Genomic DNA, 20887 nt, shown 5'->3' with positions numbered 1-20887 from the left:
AAATCATCGATACTTAATAGTCGTCATAAAGTTTTAATTTGGCGAGAAATTTTGGAACAGTTACAATAAAGGTACATACATAAAAATTTTAAACAATATATAAGGGGGGTACTTCATCATATGGATCATCATCGTATATTCATCGTGGAAGATGATATTAAAATTGCTACATTATTGGCAGAACATTTAAGAAAGTATCAATACAACGTAGCCATTGCAGAAAATTTTGAAGAAATAGTTGAAGAATGCTTATCCTTTAGTCCCCATATAGTATTGCTTGATATAAACCTACCTTCTTATGATGGATATTACTGGTGTCGACAATTAAGACAGCATACGACATGTCCAATCATTTTCATATCTGCCAGGTCAGGTGAGATGGATCAAATATTTGCTTTGGAAAATGGTGGGGATGATTTCATCACGAAGCCTTTCAATTATGAAATTGTTTTAGCAAAAATCAAAAGCCATTTACGTAGAACCTACGGAGAATATTCGTCAAGACAAGAAGAAAGAACGATAAAACTAGGTCAACTAACGCTGTATCTTGAACGAATGGAATTGAACGCGAAAGAGGTGGACATTCCACTGCAAAAAAAGGAATGCATTATATTGGAGCTTTTAATGGGACAATCCCCAAAGGTTGTATCTCGGGAAACGTTACTTGAAGAGCTTTGGGATGATCAAGCATTTGTTGATGAAAATACATTAAATGTTAATATGACACGAGTACGCAAAAAATTAGCAGAGTATGGAGTGACCTCTGTGATAGAAACAGTGCGTGGAGCAGGCTATCGTTTTGTGTTAAGTCCGGAGGAAGTGTAATGGGATTACGTTTATTTATTAAAGAACATATATCTTTTATTCTCTTTGAATTATGTGTAGTACTTTTTATATTATCCCTTTATTGGCTAGATGGATTTCGAAACATTAATACTGCTCTTTACTCCATTATTATTAGTGTAATGCTATTGTTCTCATTTCTGGCGATGCGTTATTTCGTTAGACGTAATTATTTAAATAAAATTACACAGCTTCCAAATGTCATGGAGGATGCACTTCAGAAAAATGCTAAAACTGTGGAATATATTCAAACGGAGCAATATTTGCATGAGCTGTATCATGTTTATCAAATGGAAGTACAAGCATTATATGCCAATCAAATTCGCCAAGAAAAGTTTCTAAACCAATGGATTCATCAAATGAAGACACCTATCTCAGTTTTAGAATTGCTGCTCCAAAATGATGAACAGCTTGATAAAAAAAGTGTCCAAGAAGAAGTAGACAGATTAAAACGTGGATTAGATATGGTCCTTGTTAATGCTCGAATTGAGAAATTCGAAGAGGACATGCAAGTGGAGCAAGTACAGTTAGGAGAGCTTGTAAAAGCAACTATTAATGATAATAAACGTTTATTTATAACAAAACATGTTTTTCCTGTCATTCGAGTTGAAGAGGAAATAATTGTTGCAAGTGATTCGAAATGGTTGAAATTTGCTCTTGGTCAATTTATAACGAACGCGGTGAAGTACACATTTGAAGAGAATAAGAAAATAGTTATTTCTGCTGAGAAAAACAATGATACAGTCCAGTTACATATTAAGGATGAAGGAATCGGTATTCCCAAATCCGACTTATCCCGTATAACAAAACCATTTTTCACAGGAGAAAATGGCCGGAAAACAGGGGAATCTACAGGAATGGGACTGTATCTAGCGAATGAAATATGTGAAAAACTAGGGATTAAGTTAACGATCGAATCCGAAGTTGGGAAAGGGACTACTGTAACTCTAACCTTTTAGAAACTAACTATAAATGAGGGACCTGATATGCCAATCTTGCAAATTGAAGACTTAACAAAAGTATATGAAGGAAAAGTTACTCATCGAGCATTGAATCAATTAAGCTTTGAAGTAGAAAAAGGCGAATTTTTAGCTGTGATGGGACCTTCCGGCAGTGGGAAAACGACATTGTTAAATTTAATTTCTACGATCGATAAACCAACTTCAGGTGAAATTATCATTAATGGCATTTTACCTTCAAAGCTAAATAAACAAGAGCTTGCCCTGTTTAGAAGAAGACAGCTTGGGTTTGTTTTTCAGGATTTCAATTTACTTTCAATGTTAACGGTAGAGGAAAATATTGTTTTACCACTAACACTTGATGAAAAGCCGATTGCATTGATGGAGGAGCGAATTGCAAATTTAGCAGAGAAGCTTGGTTTAAATGATTTTCTTCATAAAAAACCAAACGAAATATCTGGGGGACAGGCACAACGAACAGCCATTGCAAGGGCTTTAATACATGAACCGACTGTAATATTGGCGGATGAACCGACTGGGAATCTAGATTCGAATAATTCTCGTGAGGTACTTGAATTATTAAGTGCCATTAACAAGGAGAGGCTTGCGACGATTATTATGGTTACTCATGATCCGATTGCAGCAAGTTTCTGTGATCGTGTTTTATTTATTAAAGACGGCGAATTTTTTAATGAAATCTATCGCGATGAACGACGTCAAACATTTTTCCAACGAATATTAAATGTTCTTAGTTTATTAGGAGGAGGAAATGTAGGTGACCTTTCATCAATTCGCTTACCGTAATGTTGTACGAAATACTCGAATATACGCAGCTTTTTTCTTAGCAAGCTTATTTTCTGTATTTGTCTTTTTCATTTACTCAATGCTAATGTTCCATCCTGAAATAGAAAATGGATTTTTAGGAAATGTTTCGATTGTTGGAATGATAGTGGCTGAAATAACGTTAGTGCTGTTCTCTTGGTTTTTTATCTTTTATTCCATGAAGGCATTTTTAGAAGCGCGGTCAAAAGAGTTTGCCATATTGCTTCATTTAGGAATGGAAAAAAAACAATTAAATAAATTGATATTTTTAGAAACGATGCTGATTGGAACGGTTTCGATTGTTATAGGGCTATTGTTCGGTTATGCCTTTTCACGGTTTTTCTTTATGATTGTTAGGGAAATTTTAATGCTCGAAGAACTTCCACTGTACTTCTCATGGGAACCATTTGTCTTAACCATTACAGTATATTTAAGTGCATTTATCTTCATATCATTATTTAGTGCGAACTTTAGGTCGGAAAGAACGCTAATAGATTTTATTAAAGGCATTAATGAGTTAAAAGTGCAGTCAAATTATTCGGTTAAAAAAGCAATGCTTGGTATTGTATTTATTTGTACAGGCTATTTTTTACTGCTATTTACTACTCGTATGACAATTGTTGGCTTTACAATTCTTGTCATTATCTTTATTTCCTGTGGGACTTACTTTTTCTTTACAGATACGACACAAATGATCTTGGATAAAATACGAAATCGGAAGCAATTTTATTGGAAAAATTATCGTGTGTTATCTGTTGCGGAGCAGTCCTTGATTATGAAAAATAACGCAAAGATGTTTTTTGTGGTGACGATGGTCACAGCTTTAGCATTTCTTTGTGTTGGCTTGCTGGCAACGTTATCCTCTTATACGTCCCAATTTGATAAGGTAAATCCACTTGGACTTATTTATAAAGGGCATACGGATAATCCTTATGAAAATAAGCACATTACTTCGATTATTCGAGAGCTACAGGAAAAAGGGCTCTCTTACCATATGACACGTTTTGAAGTGAAAAAACAAACGTCTTCCTTTACTCAATATGAGGTAGAAGTGTTTAGGGAATCAGATATTAATAGTTTACTTTTTTCATATGGATATCCAATGGTTCGATTAGACCCTGGTGAATCAATGTTTATACCATATTCAGAGGAATCGATTAAAGAGCTTTCTACTAAGAAGGTTGAAACGGTACTAGTTGAAAACAATGTTCCCATTACGATAGATCAAGTTTACCCGAAATTAATTTTCCCGAGCTCAATTATCAGTTTGAACTCAATCATAGTAAGTGATGAGGATTATAGAAAATTGGTTCACCCATACAGAGGGCATCCAGATGTTGAACCGGGCTATCATTTGTTTACATTTGATATACCCCAATGGATTGAAACAACGGATATAGGCTTAACTATTTCCTATATGGTGTCGAGAGAGTATTTAAAAGAAGAATATAAATTACCTTATTACTTTGAAAATGCAGGATTAAATTATTCTTATATTTTATCCACATATTCTTTGTTTACATTATTAGGACTTTTAGTTGCTGCTGTATTTTTGTTGGCAGCGGGAAGCTTTATTTACTTTAAGCTACATACAAGTCTTGAGTTCGAAAAGAAAAAGTTCGAAGTGCTGAAACGAATGGGGTTAACAGATCAGGAATTAAAAAAATTAGTTAATTCTTACTTGGTACCTCAATTCTTTTTACCATGGGGACTTGCAATGTTGCATAGCTTGTTTGCCTTTTTAGCATTGCAAAATATTATGAAGGATATTGCAGATATTTCTATTTTAAATGAAATTCTGTTTGCTTTTATTTTCTTAGTATTACTTCAGGTTGTTTATTTTTATTTGATCAGATGGCGTTATCTTGCTCATGTTCGAGATTAATGAGTATCTTTTTGTAGAAGGGTGGGGCTTTATTGAATTTAGCTGAACAAGTAAAACAAATTGTAATGAGTACTCCGCATAAAAAGGCCTATCATTATCAAGGGAAAGATACTTCCTATATTGAATTTGACCAGCTAGTTGGGACATTGGCTTTTTCATTACAAAAAGTAGGGATAAAAAAAGGTGACCATATTGCATTTTTGTTAGGAAATACTCCAGATTTTTTAATATCCTTATATGCTTGTATGAGAATTGGAGCAACAGCAGTTCCGATTAATCCAATTTTTACTTTAGATGAGATTAGTTATATTTTTAATAACGGTGATATAAAAAGCGTGATTGCACATGATACTCTATTACCAATGCTTGATGAGGGAAAATTAAACTATCCTAAGGTAGAGACATTTATTGTTTGCGAATCATCTAACGATCCATTAATAAACTTAGACTCAATTTCAAAAGAGATGAAAAATAGACTTCATTTCTTTTCGGATTTCCTAAGTGAGTCGAGTTTGATAGAGACCTTTGATATTCAAGATGAGGATACTGCTATCATTTTATATACTTCGGGTACTACCGGAAAGCCAAAGGGTGCGGAACTTACCCATGTAAATTTATTTGCTAATGCTCGAGATGTTGCCCATTTTATGAAATTTACTGCAGAGGATCGAGTGATTGCAACATTACCGATTTTCCATGTATTTGCACTTACAGTTGTCATAAATGCTCCATTATTTGTTGGGGCAACAATATTAATAGCTCTTCGTTTTAGTCCGAGTGAAATATTTACTTTAGCAAAAAGCCAAGAAGCAACAGTCTTTGCAGGTGTACCGACAATGTATAATTTCTTATATCAATACCCTAAAGGGAATGCGCAAGATTTCTCAACATTGCGTATGGCCATATCCGGTGGAGCTCCACTCCCACATCAAGTTCTTCATAATTTTGAGGAGAAATTTAATGTGCGAATTTCAGAAGGCTACGGATTATCTGAAGCATCTCCTGTAACATGTTTTAATGCACTTGATGCTGAACGGAAAGTAGGATCTATCGGAAAATCTATCACAAATGTTGAAAATAAAGTAGTAGATGAACAAGGATGTGAACTGCCGCCAAATGTGGTAGGGGAATTAATTGTTCGTGGTCCTAACGTGATGAAGGGCTATTATAAAATGCCTGAGGAAACGGCAAAAACCTTACGAGATGGTTGGTTGTATACAGGGGATTTAGCTAAAAAAGATGACGAAGGCTATTTTTATATTGTTGATCGAAAAAAAGATATGATTAATGTTGGTGGGTTTAAAGTATATCCTAGGGAGGTTGAAGAAGTATTATATCAATTTCCCGAGGTTCTAGAAGCAGCTGTTATTGGTAAGGAAGATGAAGACTTTGGGGAAGTAGTATATGCCTTTGTAGTATTAAAGGATAATGGAATTTTGCAGGAGGAATTAATCGAATACTGCTCAAGGCATCTAGCCAAATATAAAATTCCCAAAGTGATAAAAATTTTAGAAGCATTACCAAAAAGCTCAACGGGAAAAATTCTTCGAAGAACTTTAAAGGAAATGAACTTTTAAACAAAATTAACGTTTAACTAATAAATGATTCTTCTAAAGTGAAGATGACAGACTACTATGTAACAAGTAAAATAAAAATAATATATTATTTCATTGAAAGCGAGAACATTATGTCATTTATTCAAGGGTTAATCGACTTCATTCTACATATTGATGAGCATCTTGTTGAAATTATTCAGCAATTTGGAGGATGGGCATACGGAATTATCTTTTCCATCGTCTTTGTAGAAACTGGTGTCGTAATCATGCCGTTTTTACCTGGAGATTCTTTACTATTTGCTAGTGGTACATTAGCTGCTCTAGGGGCTTTTAATTTATTTGCTTTAATCGTACTGTTTATATCAGCAGCTATACTAGGTGATACACTTAATTATCATATTGGGAAAAAGGTAGGACTAGCTATTTCACCAAATTCATTTCTTGGCCGTTTTATTAATGAGGAAAGAATGCAAGCAGCCCAACGCTTCTTTAACAAACATGGTGGTAAAACAATCGTATTTGCTCGCTTCATGCCATTTATAAGAACATTTATCCCATTTGTAGCAGGCGCAAGTCGAATGAATTATAGATATTTTCTCATTTACAATGTAATTGGCGCAGTTCTATGGGTACTTATTTGTACTTTAGCAGGTTATTTCTTCGGAAATATTCCAATTATTAAAGAAAACTTCTCGATTGTTATCTTATTAATTATATTTATTTCCGTATTACCAGCAATTTTCGGCGCATTGAAATCAAGGAAGCGTAAATAAAGGGATATATATAAGCCACTTTGCGATTTGCAAAAGTGGCTATTTTCCTTTAAAAACCGGTTTCCGTTTCTCCGCGAATGCTTGTAAAGCCTCGATCCGATCTTCGCTATTTAATGTTAATTCATATGCTTTACGCTCTATTTGTAAGCCTGTTTGTATGTCCACATTCATACCATGTTTCACTGCAAATTTTGCTTGTAGAAGGGCGATAGGTGCATTTTTTAGAATCGATTGAACAAAATCCTCAACTGTTTGATCAAGCTCTTCAGCAGTGCTAATTTTTGAAATAAGACCAATCTGATAAGCTTCCTCACTTGTTATATGTTTTGCTGTCAGGATTAGCTCCATGGCTTTTGTTTGCCCAATGAGCTTTGGTAACCGTATTGTTCCTCCAGCGCCGGGTGTAATTCCTAAGCTTGTTTCTGTTAAACCTACTTTTACGTTAGATGAGGCAATTCGGAAATCACAACAAAGTGCTAATTCAAGACCACCGCCAAATGCGTATCCGTTCAAAATACAAATGGTTACTTGTGGTAGTTGTTCAATCATGTTAAAAACTTGTCCAAACTTATTTAAGTTTCGAATAACAAGTGAATCCGGTAAATGTTTCCGTTCCTTTAAATCAGCACCAACTGAAAATGCCTTTTCTCCGGCTCCTCGTAATATTACTGCCCTAATTTCAGAATCCTGAAGTATAGATTCAACCGCTATTTCTAATTCCACTAACATTTCGTAATTAAATGCATTTAAAACCTCTGGACGGTTTAATGTTATGTAGGCAATATGATTTTTCACTTCAAATAATAATGTTCCCAAAATTCACACACCCCTTTTTACCAACTTATGTTTCTTTTGTTGTTTTATGTTGGTGTGCATAACCGAGAATAAATTTTTTTAAAAATAATATTTTCATTATCGAAGGTATCATGTATAAAACTTTGCTGTTACGAAAAAAATAACGTAACTGAATATTTATATCCTTTTACCGTTTGAGGCTGATTGAATGAAAAAATGATTCCAAATATGGTAATATAATATTTGACGTTTTTCTAAAAGATTTGTGAAATCAAAGAAAACGGTTACTAAAAAGGATATTATTTTCTTAGTAACAAAATTTATACAATGGAGGGGTACAAATGAAAAAAGCATGGCTTGCACTTGTGTTTGGTTCAGCAATTTTCTTAGCTGCTTGTGGTGGCGGAGATGAAGCAACTAATAATGGAACAGACACAGAGCAAACAAATCCTACTGACGAAGATACTACGAATGACAATGCTACTGATGGAACAGAGCAAGGTACAACTGATGATGGTACTACTGATCAAGCAGCAGCAGATGGTCAAGCAGTTGTACAAAAAAATTGTATATCTTGTCATGGTCAAAATTTAGAAGGTATGGGTAGCTTCCCTGCTTTAAATAATGTTGGTTCTCGTCTTTCAGAAGAAGAGATTTTAAACGTTATCCAAAATGGACAAGGTGGCATGCCTCCTAATATTGTTCAAGGTGATGAAGCACAAGCTGCAGCAGCTTACTTATCAACATTGAAATAATTTTTTTCAAGCGGCAAAATCTTTCATAGAGATTTTGTCGTTTTTTTACTTTCTTTAATAAACTTTTGGGGAAATTATTCTAATAGAGTAATGGGAGTTCTGTTTATTTATATCGATTCGACATAATTGATTTCATTTCTACTATAACATGCTAAAATAAGTACAGTATGTCAATTAAGGTAAGGGGTGTTAAACATGATACAAGTTACGTCAAAGGATGTTATGGAAAAATTTAATTTAAATTTAGTAAGTGGAAATGAAGGAATCGGTCGTTACATAACTACAAGTGACATTTCTCGCCCTGGATTAGAAATGGCGGGATATTTTACACATTATCCGGCAAACCGTGTACAATTAATTGGACGAACAGAATTATCGTTTTTTGATATGCTTCCATCAAATTTAAAATATGAACGCATGTTAAAGCTTTGTTCACAAGACACTCCTGCTATTATCATATCTCGAGGGATGGAAGTGCCGGAAGAGCTGATTCAAGCCTCCAATGAAAATAGTGTACCAGTACTTACTACATCGATGAAAACGACACGTTTTTCAAGTAGATTAACGAACTTTTTAGAAAGTAAGTTGGCACCTTCAGCAGCAATGCATGGTGTACTAGTGGACGTATATGGTATTGGTGTATTAATCATCGGAAAAAGTGGTGTAGGGAAAAGTGAAACAGCTCTTGAATTGATTAAGAAAGGTCATCGGTTAGTAGCGGATGACTGTGTGGAAATACGACAAGAAGCAGAGGATTTAATCGTTGGTAGTCCACCGCCTTTATTAGAACACCTTTTAGAAATTCGTGGAATTGGAATAATTGACATTATAACACTGTTCGGTGCTAGTGCAGTAAGACCTAAAAAGCGAATTACACTTATTGTAGAACTAGAAAACTGGGATCCAGAAAAAGTCTATGATCGACTAGGTCTAGATGAAGAAAAGATGAAAATAATCGATACAGAAATTACGAAATTAACGATTCCTGTTCAACCAGGACGAAACGTCTCAGTAATTATTGAAGTGGCGGCAATGAACTATCGATTGAAAAAACTTGGTGTAAATGCAGCTCAGGAGTTTTCACGCCGTTTAGATGAAGTAATTTCAATGCAAGATGATCTAGATGATTATTAATAAATAAAGATCTATTTTAGGCTAGAGAGGAGACAAGGAATGAGTTTATTACTTGATATCAATCCAGTTGCTTTCACCATCGGGAGTATTCCAGTACGATGGTATGGAATTTTAATAGCTTCTGGTATTGTTATAGCATATGTGGTTGCCCAATATGAAGGGAAGAAAAGAGGTTTGCCAAAGGACTTCTTTGCAGATTTACTTATTTGGGCTATTCCTATTTCAATCATTTCTGCCCGTATCTATTATGTAGCGATGGAATGGGATTATTATGGTGCAAATCCCGATAAAATCATTCAAATCTGGAATGGTGGTATTGCCATTCATGGGGCACTGATTGGTGCTATTATTACTGCATTTATATTCTGTCGTAAAAAGGGTATCAGTTTTCTTAAAGTCGCTGATATTGCAGCTCCAAGTATTTTAATCGGCCAAATTGTCGGTAGATGGGGCAATTTCATGAACCAAGAAGCATATGGTGGCCCAGTTTCAGAAGAGTTTATACGCAGTCTAATGTTGCCGGATTGGATTATCAATCAAATGTATATCAATGATCCAGTATATGGGCTATCCTATTTCCACCCAACATTCTTATATGAATCTTTATGGAATGTAGTGGGACTTATCATTTTATTATTATTACGAAAAGTGAATTTACATCGAGGCGAAATCTTTTTCTCATATTTAATATGGTATTCTATCGGTCGATACTTTATCGAAGGTTTAAGAACAGATAGTCTATATTTATTTGGACTTGATTTGAGATCAGCACAGGTAGTATCTATTTTATGTATAGTAATCGGTGTTATTGGAATTGTTTATCGAAGACTTAAAGTACGTCCAGTCGTGAGATATAAAGATAAATAATTTACGTAAAATATAAAATCCATTCATGCTTCACTTTGGTTAACAAAGGAGTTAAGAAATAATGAAAGCTATACTTTTTGATTTCGATGGTACATTGCTGAATACGAATGACTTAATCATTCAAACATTTATGCACGTCTTAGAGGAAAGATTTCCTGGGATGTACAAGCCAGAAGATTGTATTCAATTTATAGGACCATCCTTAAAAGAAACCTTTGAGGAGATTGCACCTGATGAAGTGGAGGATATGATTTTAAAATATCGCACTTGGAATCATGAGCACCACGATGAATTAGTGACAGAGTATGAAGGTGTAATTGAGACATTAGAACAATTAAAGTCTCAAGGAATTCGACTAGCCATCGTTTCAACAAAAAGGCGTGATACGATTGAGCGCGGATTAGATATTATGGGAGCCCGCCATTTCTTTGAGTTTTGGATCGGTATTGAAGATGTCACAAATGTTAAGCCAGACCCGGAACCTGTGTTGCTAGCAATCGAAAAATTAGGGGTCGATAAAGGTGAAGTGATGATGATTGGAGACAATTACCATGATATCGAAGCAGGGAAAAATGCAGGAGTAAAAACTGCTGGTGTTTCATGGTCATTAAAAGGTGAAGCGTTTTTAAAACAATTTAATCCAGATTATATTCTTTATCATATGTCTGATTTATTGTCGATTGTGAAGGGGTAATTAGTTTATGAGGAGAACGGAACGATACAAAGTAGAAGGGGCTAACTCATTATGGCATGTATATAGAACCGTTTCCTTTTGGAAAGTGATGAAATGTTTTATTTTCATCCAAATTGGACGTATTACACCATTTATGAGTTGGAAAAATTGGATTTATCGTAGCTGTTTAAAAATGAAAATCGGTCAAAAAACATCGTTAGCTTTAATGGTTATGCCAGATTCAATGTTTCCAGAGCGCATTTCAATTGGAGATAACACTATTATCGGGTTTAATACAACGATATTAGCACATGAATATTTAATTGATGAATATCGGTTAGGAGATGTAAACATAGGCAGTAATGTCATGATAGGTGCAAATTCAACGATATTACCTGGTGTGGAAATTGGTGATGGAGCGATTGTATCTGCTGCAACATTAGTTCATAAAGATGTGCCAGCTGGATCGATGTGCGGTGGGAATCCAATGCGTATTATTTATACAGCAGAAGAAATGGCAGAACGAAAAAAGAACGATGTTCCAATATGGCAGAATGCATGAGTGCAAAGTAAAAACTCACTATTTTCTAAATAGTGGGTTTTATTGTTTTATAGCTCTAAAAGTAGTTAAACCTGTAAAAGTGAATAAATGAATTGACGAAATAATCATAATTAGATACAATACTTTCATAAACTAGTTCTCTAACACTCTAGCATACTAAAGTAAAATTGGTGGGAAGTGGAAAAATGTCATCGATTAAAATGTTTGAAAAACCAATAGGGATGCGAGATACGTTCCCGATTACATATGAAAAGATGGAGGCTATGCAACAAATTGGACGTAAATTTCTTCGTGCACGTGGCTTTGATTTTATCAAAACGCCGACATTAGAATATTACGATACTGTTGGTAAAGCATCCGCTATATATGACGCTTCATTATTTAAATTAGTGGATACGCAAGGAAATACTCTTGTTTTACGACCAGATATGACTACGCCAATTGCACGTGTTGCGACGTCAAAATTATTAAAAGAAAAAATTCCTTTACGTTTAGCTTACTTCGCAAATGTTTTTAGAGCACAGCAAACAGAAGGAGGGCGCCCGGCAGAATTTGACCAAATGGGTGTTGAAATTATTGGAGATAAGACAGTTTTTGCAGATTCGGAAGTAATAATTACGGCTATTAAACTTCTTCAAAATTATGGTATTCATTCTTTTAAAGTAACAATCGGGCATGCAGGTGTTTTAAACTGCATTTTAAGAGATTATACAGAGAGTGAAGAGCAAGCAAATAAACTACGCTCACTATTAGTAGAGCGAAACTATGTTGGCTTTGAGGAAGCAGTTGTAGCTTTTGATTTACCTAAAACAAAATCAAATGCATTATTAGAGTTTATAAACGAGGCTACAAATATTGAATCAATACAGCAAATTGAAAAGTATGTATCCAAAAATGATGCTCTTTTATATATGAGACAGCTGGCTGAAATTATGGAGGCTGCTGATTTATCTGAGTATGTTTCATTCGATTTCACGCTTTCTAGTCACATGAACTACTATACAGGAATGCTTTTTGAAGTGTTTGCAGAAGGAAGTGGCTTCCCTCTTGGTAATGGCGGACGTTATGATGGACTATTGCAACGCTTTGGTAACGATGTTGGGGCTACAGGCTTTGGGCTTCGTGTTGACCGCTTACTTGAAATACTCCCTGCACTACAAAAAGAAGAACAAACATCTCTTGTTATTTTTGAAAATGCACAGTTTACAAAAGCATTAGGGATTGCTAATTCATTACGAACTGAAGGTAAACTTGTAACATTACAAGCGAAGGAAGGACTTTTAGACGAACAAGCATTTATCAAATTATTTGATGAAGTTGTTTATGTAAGCCAGGAGGATGTTGAGCAATGACAGAATTAACAATTGCAATGCCGAAAGGACGAATTTTTGAGGAAGCATACCAAATGTTGATTGATTCAGGATTTAACTTGCCTGAGGAAGTGGAAATGTCCCGCAAACTAATGATTGAAATTCCTGAAGAAAAAATTCGTTTTATATTAGCAAAACCAATGGATGTACCCGTATATGTTGAACACGGGGTAGCGGATATCGGCATAGCAGGGAAAGATACATTACTAGAGCTTAAAAGAAATGTTCATGAATTATTAGATTTGAAAATAAGTCAATGCTACATCGCTTCTGCAGGATTACCGAATACAACGATGAACGAAATTGCACCACGTATTGCAACAAAATATCCGAATATTGCGATGAATTATTATAAAGAAATTGGCGAACAAGTAGAGATTATTGAATTAAACGGTTCAATCGAGCTTGCACCGATGATTGGATTGGCTGATCGCATCGTTGATATCGTATCAACAGGTAGAACGTTAAAGGAAAATGGACTTGTTGAATATGAACATATAACCGACGTTTCTTCTCGATTAATTGCAAATCCAGTAAGTTATCGAATGAAAAGTGCCCGTATCCAAGAAATCGTATCCCGATTAAAAAAACTAGTTAATTAGAGAGAAGGAGTACTTGTGAAAATTACAAAGCTAACTGATGCTATATCATTAAAAAGACAACTAGAAGGTGGCAATGAAGAGCAGTTAAAAACTGTTCGCCAAGTTTTGCAAGATGTTCGCGACAATGGCGATGAGGCTGTTCGAAAATATAGTGAGATGTGGGATGGTATTTCACTTAGTGATTTTCGTGTTTCACAAGAAGAAATTGATGAGGCTGTTGCAGGCTTCGATCCACAATTAAAACAAGATTTAGTAGAGGCAGCTGAAAATATTCGTTATTATCATGAAGCGCAAAAACGAGACGGCTATAAGCTTCCTTTAGCGGATGGCTCTTGGCTGTCACAACGAATTATTCCACTCGATGCAGTTGGTTTATATGTACCAGGTGGTTCTGCTGCATATCCATCTTCCGTTCTAATGAATGTAATCCCTGCACAAGTGGCGGGCGTTGAACGAATTGTCATCACATCTCCTGCTGGAAGGGATGGTTTGCTTCCATCAGCAGTCTTAGTTTCTGCTTCAATTCTAGGAATCTCAGAAATTTATAAAGTCGGTGGTGCGCAGGCAATAGCAGCCCTTGCCTACGGTACAGAAACGATTGCACCAGTTGATAAAATAACAGGACCAGGTAACATCTTTGTAGCCCTTGCCAAACGTGAAGTATTTGGGGAAGTAGCCATTGACATGATTGCTGGTCCAAGTGAAATTTGTGTATTAGCTGATGATTCAGCTTTTGCTGATGAAGTGGCGGCAGATTTATTATCTCAAGCAGAACACGATCCATTAGCATGTGCTGTGTTAATCACAACAAGTGAAAGACTAGCCAAAGAAGTAAAAGAAGAAGTTGAAAAACAGCTTACAGGACTTCCGCGAGAAGAGATAGCTCGAAAATCCATTGAAAACTTTGGTCAAATTTATATTGCTGAAAATATAGATCGTGCAATTGAAGCAGTAAACTCGTTAGCACCTGAGCATTTAGAAGTGATTACAAAAGATGCAGTCGATATTTCTGAAAAAATTCGCCACGCGGGTGCTGTATTTATCGGTCGATATAGCTCAGAACCGGTTGGAGATTATTTTGCAGGTACAAATCATGTCTTACCGACAAATAGTACAGCAAGGTTTGCAAGTGGCTTAAATGTAGATGACTTTATAAAAAGAACAAATGTTGTTTATTATAGCGAAAAAACATGGGAACAAAATGCACCTAAAATTGCTCGACTTGCAAGAATGGAAGGTCTTGAAGGTCATGCTCGTGCAGTAGAATCTCGTGGTTGGTCTAAAGGAGAGTAAAAAATGAGCGAATTAAAAAGAAGAGTTGCAAAAATCGAGCGCATGACAAACGAAACGAAAATCAGTGTTGAATTAGACTTAGATGGCGAAGGAAAAGCAGAGGTTAATACAGGGGTTCCTTTTATGGACCATATGTTAGACCTTTTCATTAAACATGGTCTTTTTGATGGTAAGATACTTGCTCACGGCGACACTCATATTGATGACCACCATACAACAGAGGATATCGGAATCGTATTAGGTCAAGTAATCCGAGAAGCGCTAGGAGATAAAAAAGGGATTAAACGATATGGAAATGCCTTTGTTCCAATGGATGATGCACTAGCACAAGTAGTCATCGATTGCTCAAATCGTCCCCATTTGGAATACCGTGTTACTCCTACATTAACTGAAAAAGTCGGAACCTTTGATACAGAGCTTGTCCATGAATTTTTATGGAAATTTGCATTAGAAGCACGTATGAATGTTCATGTACTTGTTCCATACGGTCATAATACACATCATATTATTGAAGCGATCTTTAAGGCACTAGCTAGAAGTATTGATGATGCAGTACAAATTGACCCACGTGTAAAAGGTGTGCCTTCAACGAAAGGATTGTTAACATGAAAATTGGCGTAATTGATTATGGAATGGGCAATTTATTTAGTGTAGAACAAGCATTGAAACGTCTAAACTGTGAACCAGTTATTTCTTCTGATTTTCAAGTGCTAGAAGCTTGTGACGCATTAATTTTACCGGGTGTAGGTGCTTTTCCAGATGCGATGAAACGATTAAATGAAACAAAACTAAATGAATTTATAGTAGAGCAAAAAAAACGAAACAAACCACTGTTAGGAATTTGCTTAGGAATGCAGCTGCTCTTTGAAAAAAGCGATGAAATCGAATTGACAGCAGGTATTGGCGTTTTCAAAGGACATGTTAAACGATTTGAAGGTGTATCACGTATTCCACATATGGGGTGGAATGAGCTTCAATTTACTTCAGTTCCAGAATGGCTAGTTGAAAATTCAATGCCTGAGGAAAGATTCGTTTACTTTGTACATTCCTTTTATGCAACAGAGTTTGCACAAGATGAACTAGTGGCGTATGCTGATTATGAAGGTGTGAAAGTTCCAGGGATAATGAAAAGTGGAAGTTTTACAGGTATGCAGTTCCATCCAGAAAAATCAGGTAAGTTTGGCATGTATTTGCTAGAGCAATGGCTACGTGGTGTGGAGGTGTCTGCATGTTAACAAAAAGAATTATTCCTTGTTTAGATGTGAAAGAAGGGCGCGTTGTAAAAGGCATTCAATTCGTTGAATTACGAGACGCAGGAGATCCTGTAGAACTGGCCAAATTTTATGATGAACAAGGTGCAGATGAATTAGTATTTTTAGATATTTCCGCATCCCACGAAGGGCGAGAAACAATGGTCGATGTGGTTAGAAAAACGGCTTCAGCATTAGCGATTCCCTTTACGGTTGGTGGAGGAATTCGAACGCTCGATGACATGAAACGCATTCTTCGTGCAGGTGCTGACAAAGTGTCAGTGAATACGTCAGCATTATTAAGACCAGAGCTTATAAAAGAAGGCTCGGATTTCTTCGGTGCTCAATGTATTGTTGTGGCGATTGATGCAAGATACAGTGAAGAAGATGGAACGTGGATGGTATATACCCACGGTGGTCGCAATAAAACAGAATGGAAAGCAGTAGATTGGGCAAAAGAGGCAGTACGATTAGGTGCTGGTGAAATTTTGCTAACTAGTATGAACCAAGACGGCGAAAAAAGTGGATTCGACTTAGGACTTACGAAAGCAGTTCGAGAGGCAGTAACTGTACCAGTAATTGCAAGTGGAGGGGCAGGTAATGCAGAACACTTTTTAGAGGTTTTACAAGATGTTGATGCAGATGCAGCTCTAGCAGCATCGATTTTCCACTACAAAGAAACGAGTGTAGCAGAAGTTAAAGGCTATCTACGGGATAAAGGAGTTTATGTAAGATAATGGACGGTTTAAAATTTGACGAAAAAGGTTTAATAACAGCAGTCGTACAGGATGCACAATCAAAAGAAGTATTAACTGTTGCATATATGAATGAAGAATCATTACAAAAAACGATTGAAACAGGTGAAACTTGGTTTTACTCACGCTCTCGTCAAGAATTGTGGCATAAAGGAGCAACAAGTGGTAATATACAAAAGGTTGTTTCAATTAAAGCAGACTGTGATCAAGATGCTTTAGTGGTAGAAGTAATTCCAGCTGGCCCTGCTTGCCATAATGGGACTACATCTTGCTTTACAGAACAAGTTGTTGAAAAAGAATCTGTAGGCTCTGTTGATATCATCCCTCAATTAGTAGAGATCATCCGTAAACGAGAAGCTGATATGCCTGAAGGTGCCTATACTACATATTTATTCGAAAAAGGAATCGATAAAATTTGTAAAAAGGTCGGAGAGGAAGCGACAGAAGTAGTAATTGGTGCAAAAAATCGCGATGCACAAGAAGTAACATGGGAAGCAGCAGATTTAATTTATCACTTACTTGTACTACTACAAGAACAAAAAATTAGTGTGTATGACGTATTAGCAGTGCTAAAAACGCGTCATGAAGAAAAGCGTGCAAGTACAAAAAAATAACACATCTGATATAATGAAGAATCATTTAATTATGTTATAATATTAAGGATTTTAAAGGAACGTATTTTTACGTTCCTTCTTTCGTGTTATACGAAAATGTTTTGGAGGAATCAATTTGGAAAATCAACGTAGAAAAAAGCAAGAGAATAATATCGTTTCGTTTATTCCAAATGGTGATTATTACTTTAAAAAAGCACTAAAAGCTATAGAACAAGATCAAATGGCAAAAGCTTATAAATACATGAAACGAGCTGCAGAGCTAAGCCCAGATGATGCCCATATACTGATGCAGTTTGGCATAATGGAAATGGATGCAGAAAATTTCGAAAGTGCTTATGAACATATCCATACCGCACATAGCTTAGAACCAAGCGAATCAGAGTTCGTATTTTTCTTAGCGGAAGTTTCTGGTTGTATGGGAATCGTGTCTGATGCAAGAAAATATGCAGAGATGTACTTACAGATGGAGCCTGATGGACTTTATGCCTTTGAAGCAAATGAAATTCTTGACTTTGTAGAGTTCGAAGAAGAATTTGAACCAATAGACGAAGAAGATGGTGAAAAATTTGTTGCTCAGGAAAAGGCTCGACGTTTAATGGAAAATAGCCAATTTAAAGAAGCTATTGAAGTGTTAGAGCAACTAATCGAAACATTCCCGGATCTTTGGCCTGCTTATAACAATTTAGCCCTGGCTTATTTCTATACAGGAGAAATCGATCAAGCAAAGGCTCTTTTAAACCATGTCTTACGAGAAAATCATGGCAACCTTCATGCAATCTGTAATTTAGCTGTCATCGCTTATTACGAAAAGGAAGAAGAGCAATTAGCAGATTTAGTTAAACTGCTAAAAAAAATCAATCCATTTGATTGGGAAAATCGTTATAAATTAGGTGCAACACTATCTTTAATAGGTGAGCATGAATTAGCCTTTAACTGGTTACGTAGCATGAATAAACGTGGTTTTGAGGGTGATACTGGTTTTTATTTTTGGTTAGCACAATCAGCCTATTTTAGTGGTCATGAAGAGATAGCTGAAAATGCTTGGAAAACATTAGTTGAAATGGACCCTTCCAAAAAGGGGTTAGAACCGTGGCGGCATATAAGTAAAAGTGTTGAAACTAACGCCCTTGAACAAAATCGAGATGTGATTATCGAAAAAATCACAAGTAAATATAGTGCACATCGTATGTTTGGTTTCTTCTTATTAAGCAAGTCTGCCCATAAGCAAGAAATCATTGCACACCCAACTTGGGTTGATCTTACTAAATATAATGGTTTAGAAAAGCTTTCGTTGGCTTATGCACTAAACCACAAATTTAACAAAGACAATAAAATTGAAAAATTCTTCGTAAGAGCAATGGAAGTTGCAGAACAGCTTTATGAAAAAAGCGGAAGCATTACTCCAGAAATTCAATATTTGTATCAAATGTGGTTTGTTTTATGTGAAAGAGCATTAGAAAATTCCTATGAATTTAAAAATATAAAAGCTTTAGCGGCAGCAGTTGAGTTTATGTTTTACTCAACGATTAACAGTAATCGTGTTACGAAAAAGGAATATGCGGCGAAATATAATATATCTGTTGCAACATTGACAAAATATGTAGAAGATTTAATCGAATACTTACCCTTTGACTCTAAGTAAGCAATATATTTGAAGTCAGGTGAAAGTTGCACTACGATTAAATAAAGTAAGGTTCGCGTGAGGAGGAACTTATTGTGGCTGAAGAAAAAATTTATGACGTAGTAATTATCGGAGCTGGCCCAGCTGGTATGACAGCAGCTGTTTATGCATCACGAGCTAATTTATCAACTATTATGATTGAGCGTGGAATCCCTGGCGGACAAATGGCTAATACAGAAGAAGTTGAAAATTACCCAGGCTTTGAAACGATTTTAGGACCTGAATTATCAACAAAAATGTTTGAACATGCAAAAAAATTCGGTGCTGAATATGTTTATGGCGATGTTGCTGAAATCATTGATGGCGACGAATATAAGGTGATAAAAGCAGGTTCAAAAGAATATAAAACTCGTTCGATCATTATTTCAACAGGGGCAGAATATAAAAAAATGGGCATACCTGGTGAAAAAGAACTTGGTGGTCGCGGCGTTAGTTACTGTGCAGTTTGTGATGGTGCATTCTTCAAACAAAAGAATTTAATTGTTGTCGGCGGTGGTGACTCAGCGGTTGAAGAGGGCGTTTATTTAACACGTTTTGCTGACAAAGTTACAATCGTTCATAGACGAGATAAATTACGTGCACAAAAAATACTACAAGATCGTGCATTTGCAAATGAAAAAGTTGATTTCATTTGGAATCATACGGTGAAAGAAATTAATGAAAAAGACGGAAAAGTTGGTAGCGTAACATTAATCAATACTGTTGACGGCTCTGAACAGGTTGTTCAAGCAGATGGTGTCTTCATTTATATCGGTATGGTACCACTTACAGCGCCATTTAAAAGTTTAGGTATTCTAAATGAACATGGATATGTTGTAACGAATGAAAAAATGGAAACAAGTGTGAAAGGTATTTTTGCTGCTGGTGACGTCCGTGATAAAATGTTACGACAAATTGTTACAGCTACAGGTGATGGTAGTATTGCTGCACAAACAGCACAACACTATGTAGAAGAATTAAAAGAAAAATTTAGCATTCAAAGCTGATTTTTAATAAGGTTTTAACTTGAATGTAACTTCTTTGAAATATTAAAGGGCTATAATGGTCTTATAAACGTTATCCCCCTTTTTGTGTGATTTAGATTTGGTTGTTTCCGAAACAATTTGGAAACAACCTTTTTTTTGAATTTGTTTTTATTTCGTAAATAAATCATATTATTATGTAACCAATGGATTAATGCAGTTATAATAGAAATAGTTTAAGTCGTAGGTAGATTAGAGGTGTTGTTATGCAGAGAATTGCAAATTTATTAGCAGTACAGGATGGAAAAGTTCTGCTTCTTCAAAAACCAAGAAGAGGTTGGTTTGTAGCCCCAGGGGGAAAAATGGAAAGTGGCGAGTCCATCTATGAAGCTGCTATACGAGAGTTTCATGAGGAGACGAACGCTACACCAAAAAATGTCCATTTAAAGGGAATTTTTACGATGGTCATTAAAGAGAATGATGAAGTAGTCGATGAATGGATGCTATACACTTTTGTTTCTCACGGAATAGAGGGAACTCCTTTCGAACAAACAAGGGAAGGGAAATTAGCATGGCATTCGATAGAAAGCCTTCACTCTTTACCAATGGCTGAAGGTGATCGCACGAATTTACTATTTGCTGCATTAAATGAAGGAATTCAATATGGCACCTTTGAATACACAGAAGATTTTGAATTGCTAAGTAAAAGAATCCAAACGTCGAACGAACATTAAAA

General features: G+C 35.7%; 22 protein-coding genes. 21 read left to right on the top strand and 1 reads right to left on the bottom strand.

The features are described 5' to 3' along the window. Positions 1 to 120 precede the first annotated feature (120 nt). From CD30_RS09305 to CD30_RS09280, 6 genes are all read left to right on the top strand, one after another. Positions 121 to 825: a response regulator transcription factor gene (locus CD30_RS09305; RefSeq protein WP_036175760.1), complete on the top strand. Its 705-nt coding sequence runs from the start codon at positions 121 to 123 to the stop codon at positions 823 to 825. Then, positions 825 to 1802, top strand: coding sequence for a sensor histidine kinase (locus CD30_RS09300; protein ID WP_036175757.1), 978 nt, complete (start codon positions 825 to 827; stop codon positions 1800 to 1802). The genes CD30_RS09305 and CD30_RS09300 overlap by 1 nt, the downstream gene beginning before the upstream one ends. Before the next feature lie 27 nt (positions 1803 to 1829). Then, the gene (locus CD30_RS09295) at positions 1830 to 2606 is read left to right on the top strand and encodes an ABC transporter ATP-binding protein (protein ID WP_036175754.1); all 777 of its coding nucleotides are present in this window, start codon (positions 1830 to 1832) and stop codon (positions 2604 to 2606) included. Next, a complete protein-coding gene (locus CD30_RS09290; RefSeq protein WP_036175751.1) occupies positions 2578 to 4509 on the top strand; it encodes an ABC transporter permease in 1932 nt (643 codons plus the stop codon). Before CD30_RS09295 ends, CD30_RS09290 begins: the two co-directional genes overlap by 29 nt. A 32-nt stretch (positions 4510 to 4541) precedes the next feature. Continuing rightward, complete coding sequence (locus tag CD30_RS09285; protein WP_036175748.1) at positions 4542 to 6086, top strand: long-chain-fatty-acid--CoA ligase; 1545 nt, start codon at positions 4542 to 4544, stop codon at positions 6084 to 6086. Positions 6087 to 6196: 110 nt separating this feature from the next. Next, a complete protein-coding gene (locus CD30_RS09280) occupies positions 6197 to 6838 on the top strand; it encodes a DedA family protein (protein WP_036175745.1) in 642 nt (213 codons plus the stop codon). 39 nt (positions 6839 to 6877) lie between these two features. On the opposite strand, the gene CD30_RS09275 is transcribed toward CD30_RS09280, so the two are convergent. Continuing rightward, positions 6878 to 7654 carry an enoyl-CoA hydratase-related protein gene (locus tag CD30_RS09275; RefSeq protein ID WP_036175743.1) on the bottom strand — a complete coding sequence of 259 codons (777 nt, stop codon included), beginning with the start codon at positions 7652 to 7654 and terminating at the stop codon, positions 6878 to 6880. Positions 7655 to 7974: 320 nt separating this feature from the next. Between CD30_RS09275 and cccB the strand changes: the two genes are divergently transcribed. The 15 genes from cccB to CD30_RS09200 all read left to right on the top strand — a co-directional run bounded on the left by cccB (position 7975) and on the right by CD30_RS09200 (position 20885). Then, positions 7975 to 8388 (top strand): cytochrome c551, encoded by a 414-nt coding sequence (gene cccB / locus CD30_RS09270; RefSeq protein ID WP_036175740.1) that lies wholly within the window; start codon positions 7975 to 7977, stop codon positions 8386 to 8388. A 195-nt stretch (positions 8389 to 8583) separates the two neighbouring features. After that, positions 8584 to 9522, top strand: coding sequence for an HPr(Ser) kinase/phosphatase (gene hprK, locus CD30_RS09265; protein ID WP_036175738.1), 939 nt, complete (start codon positions 8584 to 8586; stop codon positions 9520 to 9522). Between the two features lie 39 nt (positions 9523 to 9561). Further along, positions 9562 to 10389: a prolipoprotein diacylglyceryl transferase gene (gene lgt / locus CD30_RS09260; RefSeq protein ID WP_036175736.1), complete on the top strand. Its 828-nt coding sequence runs from the start codon at positions 9562 to 9564 to the stop codon at positions 10387 to 10389. Positions 10390 to 10450: 61 nt separating this feature from the next. After that, positions 10451 to 11083, top strand: coding sequence for a pyrophosphatase PpaX (gene ppaX / locus CD30_RS09255; RefSeq protein WP_036175734.1), 633 nt, complete (start codon positions 10451 to 10453; stop codon positions 11081 to 11083). A gap of 7 nt (positions 11084 to 11090) precedes the next feature. Further along, a complete protein-coding gene (locus CD30_RS09250; RefSeq protein WP_036175733.1) occupies positions 11091 to 11624 on the top strand; it encodes an acyltransferase in 534 nt (177 codons plus the stop codon). A 185-nt stretch (positions 11625 to 11809) separates the two neighbouring features. Continuing rightward, positions 11810 to 12976 carry an ATP phosphoribosyltransferase regulatory subunit gene (locus CD30_RS09245; RefSeq protein WP_036175731.1) on the top strand — a complete coding sequence of 389 codons (1167 nt, stop codon included), beginning with the start codon at positions 11810 to 11812 and terminating at the stop codon, positions 12974 to 12976. Next, on the top strand, positions 12973 to 13596 hold the full coding sequence (hisG, locus tag CD30_RS09240; RefSeq protein WP_036175728.1) for an ATP phosphoribosyltransferase: 624 nt from the start codon (positions 12973 to 12975) through the stop codon (positions 13594 to 13596). The genes CD30_RS09245 and hisG overlap by 4 nt, the downstream gene beginning before the upstream one ends. Positions 13597 to 13611: 15 nt before the next feature. After that, on the top strand, positions 13612 to 14889 hold the full coding sequence (hisD, locus tag CD30_RS09235) for a histidinol dehydrogenase (protein ID WP_036175725.1): 1278 nt from the start codon (positions 13612 to 13614) through the stop codon (positions 14887 to 14889). A 3-nt stretch (positions 14890 to 14892) separates the two neighbouring features. Beyond that, complete coding sequence (gene hisB / locus CD30_RS09230; protein WP_036175722.1) at positions 14893 to 15498, top strand: imidazoleglycerol-phosphate dehydratase HisB; 606 nt, start codon at positions 14893 to 14895, stop codon at positions 15496 to 15498. After that, positions 15495 to 16124: an imidazole glycerol phosphate synthase subunit HisH gene (hisH, locus tag CD30_RS09225; RefSeq protein ID WP_036175719.1), complete on the top strand. Its 630-nt coding sequence runs from the start codon at positions 15495 to 15497 to the stop codon at positions 16122 to 16124. Before hisB ends, hisH begins: the two co-directional genes overlap by 4 nt. After that, positions 16118 to 16876: an imidazole glycerol phosphate synthase subunit HisF gene (hisF, locus tag CD30_RS09220; protein ID WP_036175716.1), complete on the top strand. Its 759-nt coding sequence runs from the start codon at positions 16118 to 16120 to the stop codon at positions 16874 to 16876. The genes hisH and hisF overlap by 7 nt, the downstream gene beginning before the upstream one ends. After that, positions 16876 to 17508 carry a bifunctional phosphoribosyl-AMP cyclohydrolase/phosphoribosyl-ATP diphosphatase HisIE gene (gene hisIE / locus CD30_RS09215; protein WP_036175713.1) on the top strand — a complete coding sequence of 211 codons (633 nt, stop codon included), beginning with the start codon at positions 16876 to 16878 and terminating at the stop codon, positions 17506 to 17508. Before hisF ends, hisIE begins: the two co-directional genes overlap by 1 nt. A 115-nt stretch (positions 17509 to 17623) precedes the next feature. Continuing rightward, a complete protein-coding gene (locus tag CD30_RS09210; RefSeq protein ID WP_036175710.1) occupies positions 17624 to 19150 on the top strand; it encodes a tetratricopeptide repeat protein in 1527 nt (508 codons plus the stop codon). Positions 19151 to 19224: 74 nt separating this feature from the next. Next, positions 19225 to 20175 carry a thioredoxin-disulfide reductase gene (gene trxB, locus CD30_RS09205; RefSeq protein ID WP_036175707.1) on the top strand — a complete coding sequence of 317 codons (951 nt, stop codon included), beginning with the start codon at positions 19225 to 19227 and terminating at the stop codon, positions 20173 to 20175. A gap of 242 nt (positions 20176 to 20417) precedes the next feature. Next, positions 20418 to 20885 carry an NUDIX domain-containing protein gene (locus CD30_RS09200; protein ID WP_036175704.1) on the top strand — a complete coding sequence of 156 codons (468 nt, stop codon included), beginning with the start codon at positions 20418 to 20420 and terminating at the stop codon, positions 20883 to 20885. Positions 20886 to 20887 lie beyond the last annotated feature (2 nt).

The sequence above is a fragment of the Ureibacillus massiliensis 4400831 = CIP 108448 = CCUG 49529 genome, assembly GCF_000772965.1.
Classification (GTDB): Bacteria; Bacillota; Bacilli; order Bacillales_A; family Planococcaceae; genus Ureibacillus; species Ureibacillus massiliensis.
This window is presented reverse-complemented; position numbering and strand designations above follow the sequence as displayed.